A 12,293-nucleotide genomic window follows, 5' to 3' on the forward strand; every position below is an offset into this window, starting at 1 on the left:
ATAAGAAGAAAATCGAGCAAATTCCTTGATTTTCTTTTTTATTTGTGAAATAGACAAGAAATAGTCACATTTAATATGCATCTACTATAGCCAAAACAATAAAGTCCTGTTACTATTACAGGGATATTCTCTTTTTATAACATAAATATATAGAAAAATTAGAAAAGAGGAATTGAATTAAGGGAGGAACAACATGAAGCGTGTTGCTTGGATTACTGATAGTACAACTGCGAATTTTAAAACAGAAGGAGATAACTTTGTTATCCCAATCGAAGTTATTATTGATGGAATGTCGTACAAAGATTGTGAAGAAGGTGTGCGTGAACGTGTTTATAATGCGTTAAACGAAGGTAAAACAGTCACTACTTCACAACCTAATATTGGGGAAATGGTAGAGTTATTTACGAAATGCAAAGAAGAATATGAAGAAGGATTTGCAGTTGCTATTAGCGGAAAAGTAAGTGGAACCTATCAAAATATGAAGCTAGCTGCAGAAATGGCAGGTTTTCCATTAACGGTATTAGATAGTGAAACAACAAGTTATCCAATGGATGAACTAATTAGAAAAGCGAAATCGTTATACAATGATGGTATGACTTTACAAGATATACACAAAACATTAGTAGATGAAAAAAGAAGACCTTTTCATGTATTCCCAAAAAGCTTAAAAGGTTTATATGCAAGTGGTCGTGTAAAGGGCATTCAATTTTTACTTGGAAGTTTATTAAGTGTTAACTTAATATTAGAAGTAAAAGGTGGAGAGCTTTTACTTGAAAAGAAAGTTCGTAAAATCCAAAAATGTCGAGAATATATTAAAAATGAACTTGAAAAAGAATTACCAAAAGTACTTCACATGTTCCATGCTAATGATAAAGATGGAGCCGAGGAATGGATTGCAGATATTAGACAAGCATTCCCTGAAATGGATTTCAAATTATATCCATTACCAATTTCATTTGCGGTTCATGCAGGTGAAGGAACAATAGCAATTAGTTATTAAAGTAAAACCCGTGAATAATTCACGGGTTTTTTATTTAATTAAAATGAAATTAGAATACAGAAGCTTAGGAATATTGGATATAAAATATGATAAATACGAGGCATAAGCAAGTTTACAATTTTCATGTCAACACTACAAACTTGACATGTTTATTAAGAAAGAGTGAGAATGAAAATATAACACTTATCCGATACATTCAGGGGATATTAGAATTGGATTTATTTTTAAGGGGGATGTTTAATGAAACCGGAAATAATTATCAGAAATTTCTTTAAAGAAGTGCGTTCAGGGATTAATCCAGATTTTTCAAATCGATATATGGCAAATAAAGTATTGGCACATCAAGTTATATCTGAAGAGGAACAAACAGTATACAGATCGCCGAAAGACTACGCTGAGCATGTAAGAGAGATGATTGAAGTATATGGGAATTTCTCTTTAGAAATTCAAGAATTATTAGTACAAGATAGTAAAGTATATGTACGCTGGAAACAAGTAGGTACACACATAGGAGAAATAGATGGGTATGAACCTACAGGTCTCCCTATAATTCAAATAGCAAGTGCAGTGTATAGAATAGAAAATGGGAAAATTTCAGAGTATTGGATTCAAATTGATAGATCAGGAATTCAAAATCAATTAGAGTGCAATAAGAATATTCAATAAATTATCTTTAAGAATAATAGAAAAAATCATAAAAATAAGATTTTTAAAATACTTATTTCTGTTACATAAAGGATACAAATCAATGTACTTTTTTACTGAAAGATTCATTCAAATTAAAAAAGAGAGCATGTTTTAATAAATCTTTTAAAATATGCTCTCTTTTATTGTTTCTATGTGTACTTACATCAGTTTGATGTAACATTATTATACAGTAACAAGAAATATAGGCATCTGTTTATGAACCAAAAAATAGTGACAATGGTTCATATGGTTTAAATTCGGTATACGCTAGTTAATAATGAAAATAATAGAATCAATTTGTAATGTGTATTTCGTTTTACACTGTAAATCATTCATATTGAGTAATAGAATTGTAGAAACATATAATAGAATATTCGCACTAATATTTATACAGCTACAATCTATTTACATATAAGATTATTAGGATTATATTGACAATGAAAGAGAAAACAATAGATGGAAGGGGATGTTTTTTATGTTTAAAAAAGCAGCACTAGGGATTTCATCGTTAGCAATCACAGCGTTCATCGGATTAGGAATGGCAACAGAAGCTTCAGCTGGACCAGCAGCACCACTTACTTCACTGAACGTCGTACAAGTAGAGTCTGAGTTAGGCGGGGTAGAAACAATTAATCAGAACAGCTTCAGCACATCGCGTAACCACGGGGGAAAATACTTATATATTACAACGAAAGAAATGGGCTATGGCCAAAACCCATTTGCTAAAATGAATGGTTCTAATGTAAAAAGTATTGATTCCACTATAATTGGCGGAAGACCAATCGTTGGCTGGTATTATAAATGGGATGCTTCTGGACACCAACAAGGAACTTTTGAGTACCAAAAGACATCTATAAATGCACCATTTAATACAATGCGTACATCAATTTATATCCAATAATTTTGAAAGCGTTCGCACATATAGAATAGTAAAAAAGGTACTTCTAGGAGTACCTTTTTTTATTTGAATCACGTTCATCTATATTTACAATCCCGATTCCACAGCAAGAATACTACCCATAAAACAAAATCCTTAAACGTCTATAAAATTAATATGAACGCGTAGTACAAGTCCGCTACAGTTAAAGTACGTAACTTTACATATTTCAACTCAATGAAGAAGGAAAAAACTGTAGTACTTACGCCGCAGTTTTTAATTCATCCATGAACTCACAGTTTATAGATATATAAACATAAACGTACTACCTGCTCCTCTTTTTTAAATTCAAGATTAAAAAAGAGGAGCTAAACTTATATAAGCTTAGCTTGATGGGTATGTGGCGTAACTTTAAAATTAATTACATCTTTTTCATAGCATAAATAATTTTGTATAGGGAGATGAAAGGATTTTTTAAAATAATAAAGAAGTATGTATAAACAAATATATAAATGGTAGTGATTAGGATGAAAATCAGTAAGTTTGCAGAAGTAAATAATGTAAGTGTAGATACGATTAGACATTATATGGACCTCGGACTCGTTATTCCTGAGAAAAAAGGAAGTCACTATTTTTTTGACGAGTATTGTCAAAAGGATATAGAACTTATATTAGAGTACAAATGGCTAGGGTTTAGCTTGTATGAAATTAAAGAACTGTTTCTTTATAAAAATTTAGGGAAATCCTTAGACTATGAAAAGGATAATTTGTATCAATCTTTATTTAAAGTAAAATATGAAAAGATTGAACAAGAAATAAAAACTTTAGAGGAACGAAAATGCAAATTAAAGGAAGCGTTACATAATTTATCTATAGAAACTGAAATTTCAAGTTCAATTTTAGGGGTAGATTTAAAAGTACTTCATTTGTTTAAATGTGTTAAGTGTAACGGAAATTTAATTCTTGAAGATGGCATTATTAATAAGAATCAAATTATTGAGGGAAAGTTAATTTGTAATTGTGGTGAAGAATACACGATTATTTCAGGGGTTTTAACAGCTGGCAACTCAGTGAAAGCGTATGAAAAGAAATCACTTGAAGATTCTATTTCGGATTATATTCATGAAACTGATACTGCTTTTTTGGAAAATGTTCAAAGAGGAGGAGAATGGGCGAAAAAGAAAATAATGCAATTAGATTTAAATGAAAAAATACTACTTGATTTAGGGTGTGGTATTGGGTTCTTTTTACGAAATATTTATGAAGAACTACCGGAAGAGTGTTTATATATTGCTGTTGATCGAGATTTGAATAAACTTTTACTTTTAAAAGATGTAATTGAGAGAAGAAATGTGAAAAGAAATATTGTATTTATCTGTGCCGACTTTCTAAACATACCTATTCAGAATAATTCTGTTGATATTGTAATCGATCAATCAGGTACAAGTAATTATAGTTTTGAACATGAGGAGTTCTTATTGTGCGAATTAAATTCCCTTTTTAAACACAATTGTTATTTATTAAGTTCATTTATTTTATTTAATAAATTTAGTATAAATAGCCAAATTGCACCTAGACTCAGAGAGAATTTTACATCTGCAAAAGTAACAAAAGAAATCGAAAATTTACAGTTTCAATCTATTGATGAAAGTACTTCAAATTATTTGATACGAGGGGGAAGGTACGAGGATTTCTTTGTTCAAGGAGAAGAAATTTATACATATTCATTTTTCGGAAAAAGATGGGGTTAACCCCATCTTTTATTTATTTCCCCTTAAAACTTTTCAAATAGTACATATTGCTATTGGGTTGACCCTAGAACTTACAATGTACGTAACACAAATTTAGGCAGGGGGAAAAGTGATGGGAAGTTTACGATTACATATAGAAAATAAAAAAAGAAACCAAGAACTAAGAAATATTTGTTTATATTCAATTGCAAAAACAGTATCACTATTTGGTAGCTCTATTTATAGTTTTGCATTAGGATTGTATATTTTACAAATAACCGGTTCTGCGTTAAATTTTGCAATTTCGCTCATATTAGGAACGATTCCAATGATTGTTATGAATCCATTTGCCGGTGTCATTGCTGATAAGGTTGATAAAAAGAAACTGGTTATTTGTATGGATTTACTAAGCGGATGCTTATTAATAACTGTTTATATATTAAGCAGCTATTATGGATTAAACTTATTCATCATTTATACTACTACCTTTCTTATGACAGTATTTACAACTTTTTTTGGAATAGGTTTAGAGGCCGTAAAACCGAATATGGTCACTAAAGAGCGGTTAATGAGTATTAATTCTATAAGTAAAATTATCGATTCTATATCTTTAATTCTAGGGCCTATGTTAGGGGGGATTGTTTTTGCAGTCTTTGATATGAAAATTTTTATAATTATAAATGGTATTTCATTTATCCTTTCGGCTATTTCCATATTGTTTATTAACTTTAAATTGTTTGAGCAAAACATAAATGAGGAATGTTCAATTAGAGAAATTAATTTTATTGAAGATATAAAGGAGGGATACTCTTATTTATTGGAGCGGAAAAGCTTAAAAAATACTTTTAGTATTTTAATTTCTCTTAATTTCTTTTTAGGCTTTGCTGTAACTGTTCCGTTGCCATACATTATTAACACAGTTCTCAATCTTAGTTCTAAGCAATTTGGTATGATTCAAGGGACTTTCGCGATAGGTATGATAGTTGGTGCAATATTAGTTAAAAAGATAACTGATCGTTTTTCTTACGCTTATCTTTTGAAAAAGTTAAGTTTTATGTTGGCGATTTTTATGATTATTTCAGGAATTCCAGTTTTATTCAAAAATTTTGAGGTAAATGATTTTGTATACGCTATTACCTATTGTGTTGTTATGTTCTTTTTAGGGCTAATTATAGTGCTTATTGATATACCTATAGCTTATTTCATGCAAAAAGAGATTCCTAATGAATATAGAGGGAGAGTTCTCAGCATTGGATTAAGTATAAGTAAAATGATGCTTCCTATAGCAATGGCGCTATCCGGTCTATTATTAAATTATATTCCAGCCTACATGATTACAATTGTAGGGGGAATCTTATATTTAATAGTAATTAAAGTTTCATCGAATTGTTTCATATTAGAAGTTCATTCGAAAGATTATAGCGCTTAGTAGATCTTAGATTATTTATATAATGGATACTGCTACATTTTTCAAGATAAGAAATGCAAATACTATAAAATGAAAAAATGGGCTGATTTCCCATGAACTATTTTGAAAAGATTACATATTCGTTCTGGAGAATAACTTTAAAATTTTAGGTTGAGGGAATGAATATCGTTCCGAAATACAATAATAAAATTTAACTTTGTGGATTGACCTTCCCCTTACAGGAAGCAGTATATTTAAAATAATTAAATACAGGAGGTGAGTATTATGCTTTCAATTGGAGAGTTTTCAAAAATATCTCATCTTACAATGAAGACGCTGCGCTATTATGATGAAATTGGGCTTTTAAAACCAGCTTTCATAGACGCTAAGAATGGCTATCGCTACTATGATATTTTCCAATTAGAAATAGCCTTATTGATTACACGATTAAAAACTTATTTATTTTCGCTGGAAGAAATTAAGGATATTTTAGAAGATCGGGAGAATACTGAATTGCTTAACTCTAAAATGAAAGGCAAACAAGAAAATCTAACACAGCAGATAACATATTATTCTTCTTTATTAAAAGAATTAAAGCTTGATATTCAACAATTAAATGAAGAGGAAAGTATCATAGGTTACTTAAATCGTATTGAGATTAATCTTGTAAATCACTTAACCTATAATATATTATCTCAGCGAAAACAAATTAATACCGCTGATTTCCTAATACACTTTAATGAGTTGTTTAGTAAAATTTTATTTGAAAATTTATTACCTAGTGCAAAACCACTTGCTATATTCCATAGTTCAGAATATGTACCTGAAAATTATGATGTGGAAATTGCGATTCCTCTTGCAGAAGCCATAAATAAAACAAAAGTGTTTAATCCCGGTCTTTGCGCAATGGCTACGCTTATTGGTTCTTACGAAGAATTACCTTTTATTCATACAAAGCTACATGTTTGGATTGAAGAAAATAACTATAAACTGAATGGAGCTCCGTTTGAAGTTTATCAAACGAATCCTTATAGCACACAGGAGGAGAATAATATCATAGAAGTTTATTTTCCTATAAAATGAATAAAGGAAGGAGCGTATCACAATGTATGGTATAAACCGGCCAACAATAAAAGAAAAAATATTAATTTTAGTTACTGAGATTATCTATCTAATCATTGCGTATTACTTACTTTTCATTACTTATTTCAAACCAGGCATTTCAATAGGGCTGTTTATAGCTTTGATTATCACCGCTTTACGATTAACGGCTATGATGTTTATATGGTTGCCTAGAGGGATTTCATGGCAAGAAGCCATTATGAACAGCATTGCTTTTGGAATTTATTATTTAGGTTTTCCAATCTTAATGATTACTAGTAATCAGGATCCTAATTTAATATTACTTACAATAGGTTGGATATTGTTTTTAGGAGGAAGTATGTTAAACACAGTTTCAGAGCTGCTTAGAAAATCCTTTAAAGACAATCCTGTAAATCAAGGTAAGCTATATACAGGTGGTTTATTTAAATATGCGATTCATATTAATTATCTGGGGGATTGCCTTTGGGTGTTAGGTTTAGCATTTATCGCTAGCAATATTTATAGTTTATTTATACCTTTAGGCCTGTTCTTTGTATTCGTTTTTGAATATATTCCAAAATCTGATGGTTACTTACAGAAAAAGTATGGAGAACAATTTACAGTCTATAAACAGAAAACAAAAAAATTAATACCGTTTCTTTGGTAAATCAGTTTCATAAATTATAAAAAGCGCAGGATGCTAATCCTGCGCTTTTCTATCGTAATTCAGCGGTTTTTCTAATGACAATCTTATCAATATCATCTTCTTCATCACCAATAAATAATCCGCGTTCTTTTAAATATGCTTCAAAATATAAATCTGCTTCAGCGCGTTCGTCATATGGCTTTACAGAGAGAACGAAACCTAATTTGTTTTGTTCTTCTAAGTGAGAAGTGGAGATGTAAGCCGGTACATTATGGCGTAAAAAGAGTTCTTTAACCGGAATAATCATATCTTTCATTAATTTCGTTAGCATGCCCATTTCAAACTCGAAATTAAAGCGATCTATACTAGATAAATCAGCGAATACTACACCGATAAAACCTGTATTAAATACTTCTTGATATTCTACATCTTCATCATGGCCGCCATAAAAATTCTTTTCGATTAAATAATTTACAAAATAAGCAACGCCATCACTTTGTTCAAATGGTTTCGTTGAAAGAACAAAACCAATTTTCTTTTGTTTATGTAAATACACACATGACATGTATGCTGAAATGTTATGTTCTTTAAATAAAGCACTTGTTGCTCCAGAGAGACCATCTAGTACGTGATGAACAATTTGAAGTTTTTTACGAGCGAAATAATAGGATTTCTTTTGTAACTCCAATGTATCAATAAAGACAGAGCCGATAAAGCCTGTATTTGAAATAATAGGTGCTTGCTTTTTTCTTCCTCTGCGCTTTAATGGAGCCATTGTTAAAATCATCCCTTCATGTACGTTTAAAATAAAAAGAACGTTTGTTCGTATATTTATATTTTACTATTAAAACGCTCTAAAGTAAAGGGTTTTTGATGAAAATATAACAAAAAAGACACCTTATAAAAGGTGCCTTAAACGCTGTAAGGAATAGGGTTTACCCTAACTATTTATATTATGATACAGAAACAATCTCTTCTGTATCTTCTACATCTAAATGACAGTCCATAGTACGAACATCTTGATCTTCATGACTTCCGAAATAAATAGTAATTTTCATATGTATCGCTCCTTTATTCTAGGAATACCTAAAATAATTACTAGTAATGTTAATATTTATTATATACCACTTTTTTCATTCCGACAACGTTATATCATTTTTAATTATTTTAAACTATAGAGCACAATTTAAAGAGGCACTTTTTATAGAAAATGGTAAATTTCTAATATGTTATATTTAATATAGAAAAATTCGAGTGTTACTTTTTATGAAAAGGAGAACTATTGATGAATTATAAACAACTACTACTAGATAACTTTGCATTTAAAACTTCATATGTTGCACAATTTGTGCCCGGAATGAGTATAAAAAAAACGAAAGATTATATTGCTGTTGATTGTGGATTACCTGCCGATACATTTAATATCATCACTCTACTAAACAATAATTTAACGGAAGGGATCGAGAAATTATATAAAGAGGTAGAATACTATTATCAAAGAAATTTTCCAATGAGTGTTTGGTTATGGGATGAGGAGCAAGAGCGGGATATAAAAAGCGAGTTAATTAAAATCGGTTTAAAAAAAGCGGAACAGAATATTGCGATGGTAGCAGACTTAAAAACAATTTCCCCAACAATAAACATGCCAGTAAGTTTTACTATTCAACAAGCATCTTCACCTGGACAAATAAATAAATTTGGAGAAACGTTAGCTGATCTATTCGGCACATCAGAAGAAGGTATACATGTACAAGCATTCTATAATCAAATTTCTAATCTTGATATATGTAACAGTGAGAATATGAAATTATTTTTAGGGTTATATGAAGGTGAAGTCGTAACTGTTGGTTCATTGATATGTTCAAAAGATAGTATTGGTATTTATGACATAGCAACTAAAGTAGGAATGAGAGGACGAGGGTTCGGATCTGCTATGTTCAATTTCCTTCTGCAAGAAGCACAAAAATTTAAAAATACGTATTGTGTATTACAAGCTTCACCAGATGGAATCAATATTTATAAAAAATCAGGATTTCAAGCTATCGGCAAAATGACTGTATTGGAAAATCGACATTTAATTGAGTAAATCATTCAAGTTAAATCGTCTTTATATAGGAGTTTATAAATTGTTATGAAAAAGATATATCTCGTTACAATAATTTGTGCCTTTATAGTAATAAGTATCTTTGTTTTTCAGAAAATAAATGAACATAAGTATACTAAAGCTATTAATCAATCAAATCATATAAAAAATATCGCACATAGAGGTGCTTCTGCGTTCGCACCTGAACATACAATAGAGGCATATCAATTAGGCCAACAAATGAATGGAGATTATATAGAAATTGATCTCCAAATGACAAAAGATGGACATTTAGTGGCTATGCATGACGAAACCTTAAACCGTACAACAAATGGTACAGGGCTAGTGAAAGAGCATACATTAGAAGAAATAAAGCAACTAAATGCAGGTTCTTTTTTCAACGAAAAATATCCGAACTTAGCGAAGAAAGAATTTGAAAATGCTAAAGTCCCAACATTAAAAGAAATTATTGAAACGTTTGGGCATAACGCAAACTATTATATTGAAACAAAATCACCTAATGAATATCCAGGAATGGAAGAAAAATTATTAGAAATTATTAATCACTATGAAATACAGGATAAAGTTATTATTCAATCGTTTAGTGAAGAAAGTCTGCAAAAGATTCATAGCTTAAATAGTAATATATCTTTAGTACAATTATTACCTTATAAAAAAGCAGTTCAATTAACAGAATTAGAGATAGAAAAGTATAAAACGTACTGCATAGGTCTTGGTATGAATTACAAATATATTGATTCAGATTATGTAAATAAAATAAAGAAAAACGGATTAGAAGTTCATCCATTTACAGTAAATAATGAAAAAGATATGAAAAATTTACTTTCATGGGGAGTCGACGGGATGTTTACTAATTATCCGAATCGTTTACATTCCATATTGGATTTGAAGAGTCATGAATAAGAAGTTTTATTCATAAAGGGGAAATTTACACAACCTATATATTAGGATTAATAATGCAAGATGGCATGTTGCATATAAAAAGAAAATACCAAAAACCGCAACTAGAAGACCTGGGTTGCGGTTTTTTTATTGCTTCGATTTCAGTTTACAAAGTTTGAAGCTAGAAATGTAAATCTATTTAGATGAATTGGCTTCTTATGTATTTGTACTTCGGATCGTTCTAGGTATATGTACAACCCATGAGACGAGTTTTGCATATGATAATAGAAAAGGAGATGTTGCATATTGAAATACCACACTAGAAATGTAAATAATCTGAATAACTTAGCGGATAATACGAAAGCTGCAGCTTTTAAGTGGTATCAGTACTGTATTGACAATGGAATTGAAGTATTAATTTATGAAACAATCCGTACGGTCGAGCAACAACGTGAATATGTTCGTAAAGGAGCATCACAAACGATGCGATCATATCACTTAGTAGGACAGGCATTAGATTTTGTTCCAATTCAGTCGAATGGTACAGAAGATTGGAATGGCTATAATAAAGAACCGTGGGCATCAGCAATTCGTTATGCTAAACAAATTGGTTTTGAATGGGGCGGTGACTGGAAAGGATTTGTGGATAGCCCGCATTTGCAATATAACTACAAAGGGTATGGAACGGATACTTTTGGAAAAGGTGCTCAAAACGTAGCAACTCCTCCCATGTCGAATGATAGTGTAGGGGTTGCTTATATTAACGGTAGTAATGTAAATTTACGAAAAGGACCCGGTACTGGATATGGCGTTATTCGTCAATTAGGGAAAGGAGAGTCCTACAAAGTATTTGGACAATCAAATGGCTGGTTAAATCTAGGTGGCGATCAGTGGATTTATAACGATCCATCATACATTCGTTATACGGGAGGAAATGTACCAGCAACTTCACAATCATCAAACGATGGTGTAGGTGTAGTTACTATAATAGCGGATGTATTGCGTGTTCGTACCGGCCCAGGAACAAATTACGGCATTGTGAAAAACGTGTACCAAGGTGAAAAATATCAATCGTTTGGATATAAAGATGGTTGGTATAATGTTGGTGGAAATCAATGGGTTTCTGGTGAATATGTTACGTTTGTAAAGTAAAAATAAGAGCCGTCCTGCTGGGCGGCATTTTATTTTAAATATTCATAGGACGAGCATTCATAATATCATTTGTGATACATAGAGTATAATTTTTCATTCTAATAATCAGAAAGTAATCAAAATGTAATTAATTTCAACTACGCTTTTTATATTTTTTTGATACACTGGCTACGAGGGGGATACCAATTAAGGTCGGTAAAAACCAAAACCATATAGGCGGAAGTAAATTTATAATGGGAATATGGATGCCGACATTTACTAAAAGTGCGGTGACTGCACCAATATAAGAACCTAACATGCCTCTAATGTGGTGATGGAGCCAATTTTTCCAACGTTTTTTTCGTGCAAGGTATCCATAAATTGCAAATGAATAAGAGAAGATTGCTACATAAAATAAATATGCGATTTTATCCCAGTTGATAATGGATAATATTATTGCCGTAAGGGTGATGACAACATAGGATGCATGATATATTTCGCCCCATTCGGTATGTTTTCCTTTCTTTTTTTTGGCAACCATCGCTACAATTCCAGTGATTAAGCATATTGTTCCAAATAGTATGTGTATGGTTAAAAGAATGTTAAAAATGCTCATAATAATTCCTCCTTTTTTATTTTTATAGTATTGCAGTATAGGAGAAAAGTTGAAAAATATAGTTAGTTCGGCTTAATATATTGAAATAAAGGTATTCCTAGAACAAAAACCAATGATTTAAATGTTTTC

General features: G+C 30.8%; 12 protein-coding genes. 10 read left to right on the forward strand and 2 right to left on the reverse strand.

Annotated elements, in window-relative coordinates; translation table 11 throughout:
- Nucleotides 1-193: 193 nt before the first annotated feature.
- The 7 genes from AC241_RS13310 to AC241_RS13340 all read left to right on the forward strand — a co-directional run bounded on the left by AC241_RS13310 (nt 194) and on the right by AC241_RS13340 (nt 7,452).
- On the forward strand, nt 194-1,000 hold the full coding sequence (locus AC241_RS13310; protein WP_000831923.1) for a DegV family protein: 807 nt from the start codon (nt 194-196) through the stop codon (nt 998-1,000).
- A gap of 240 nt (nt 1,001-1,240) precedes the next feature.
- Nucleotides 1,241-1,666, forward strand: a complete 426-nt coding sequence (locus AC241_RS13315) for an ester cyclase (protein WP_050843810.1) — start codon at nt 1,241-1,243, stop codon at nt 1,664-1,666.
- 496 nt (nt 1,667-2,162) lie between these two features.
- Nucleotides 2,163-2,588, forward strand: a complete 426-nt coding sequence (locus AC241_RS13320) for a DUF4879 domain-containing protein (protein ID WP_016081408.1) — start codon at nt 2,163-2,165, stop codon at nt 2,586-2,588.
- A 503-nt stretch (nt 2,589-3,091) separates the two neighbouring features.
- Nucleotides 3,092-4,315 carry a MerR family transcriptional regulator gene (locus AC241_RS13325; RefSeq protein ID WP_050843812.1) on the forward strand — a complete coding sequence of 408 codons (1,224 nt, stop codon included), beginning with the start codon at nt 3,092-3,094 and terminating at the stop codon, nt 4,313-4,315.
- A gap of 112 nt (nt 4,316-4,427) precedes the next feature.
- Nucleotides 4,428-5,723 carry an MFS transporter gene (locus tag AC241_RS13330; protein WP_050843815.1) on the forward strand — a complete coding sequence of 432 codons (1,296 nt, stop codon included), beginning with the start codon at nt 4,428-4,430 and terminating at the stop codon, nt 5,721-5,723.
- A 264-nt stretch (nt 5,724-5,987) separates the two neighbouring features.
- Nucleotides 5,988-6,785 carry a MerR family transcriptional regulator gene (locus AC241_RS13335; RefSeq protein ID WP_050843817.1) on the forward strand — a complete coding sequence of 266 codons (798 nt, stop codon included), beginning with the start codon at nt 5,988-5,990 and terminating at the stop codon, nt 6,783-6,785.
- Between the two features lie 22 nt (nt 6,786-6,807).
- Nucleotides 6,808-7,452, forward strand: coding sequence for a methyltransferase family protein (locus AC241_RS13340; RefSeq protein ID WP_050843819.1), 645 nt, complete (start codon nt 6,808-6,810; stop codon nt 7,450-7,452).
- 49 nt (nt 7,453-7,501) lie between these two features.
- On the opposite strand, the gene AC241_RS13345 is transcribed toward AC241_RS13340, so the two are convergent.
- Nucleotides 7,502-8,206, reverse strand: a complete 705-nt coding sequence (locus AC241_RS13345) for a hypothetical protein (protein WP_000035355.1) — start codon at nt 8,204-8,206, stop codon at nt 7,502-7,504.
- A 510-nt stretch (nt 8,207-8,716) separates the two neighbouring features.
- On the opposite strand from AC241_RS13345, the gene AC241_RS13350 reads away from it, so the two are divergent.
- The 3 genes from AC241_RS13350 to AC241_RS13360 all read left to right on the forward strand — a co-directional run bounded on the left by AC241_RS13350 (nt 8,717) and on the right by AC241_RS13360 (nt 11,569).
- Entirely contained in the window at nt 8,717-9,517 is an 801-nt protein-coding gene (locus AC241_RS13350; RefSeq protein WP_050843821.1) for a GNAT family N-acetyltransferase, read from the forward strand.
- A gap of 45 nt (nt 9,518-9,562) precedes the next feature.
- Nucleotides 9,563-10,438, forward strand: a complete 876-nt coding sequence (locus tag AC241_RS13355; RefSeq protein WP_048564733.1) for a glycerophosphodiester phosphodiesterase — start codon at nt 9,563-9,565, stop codon at nt 10,436-10,438.
- Between the two features lie 285 nt (nt 10,439-10,723).
- The gene (locus tag AC241_RS13360; protein WP_029442468.1) at nt 10,724-11,569 is read left to right on the forward strand and encodes an SH3 domain-containing protein; all 846 of its coding nucleotides are present in this window, start codon (nt 10,724-10,726) and stop codon (nt 11,567-11,569) included.
- A 133-nt stretch (nt 11,570-11,702) separates the two neighbouring features.
- Here the strand turns inward: AC241_RS13360 and AC241_RS13365 are convergent, their stop codons facing one another.
- Complete coding sequence (locus tag AC241_RS13365) at nt 11,703-12,164, reverse strand: DUF2306 domain-containing protein (RefSeq protein ID WP_016081401.1); 462 nt, start codon at nt 12,162-12,164, stop codon at nt 11,703-11,705.
- Nucleotides 12,165-12,293: the final 129 nt, after the last annotated feature.

Source organism: Bacillus thuringiensis (assembly GCF_001182785.1).
GTDB lineage: Bacteria > Bacillota > Bacilli > Bacillales > Bacillaceae_G > Bacillus_A > Bacillus_A thuringiensis_S.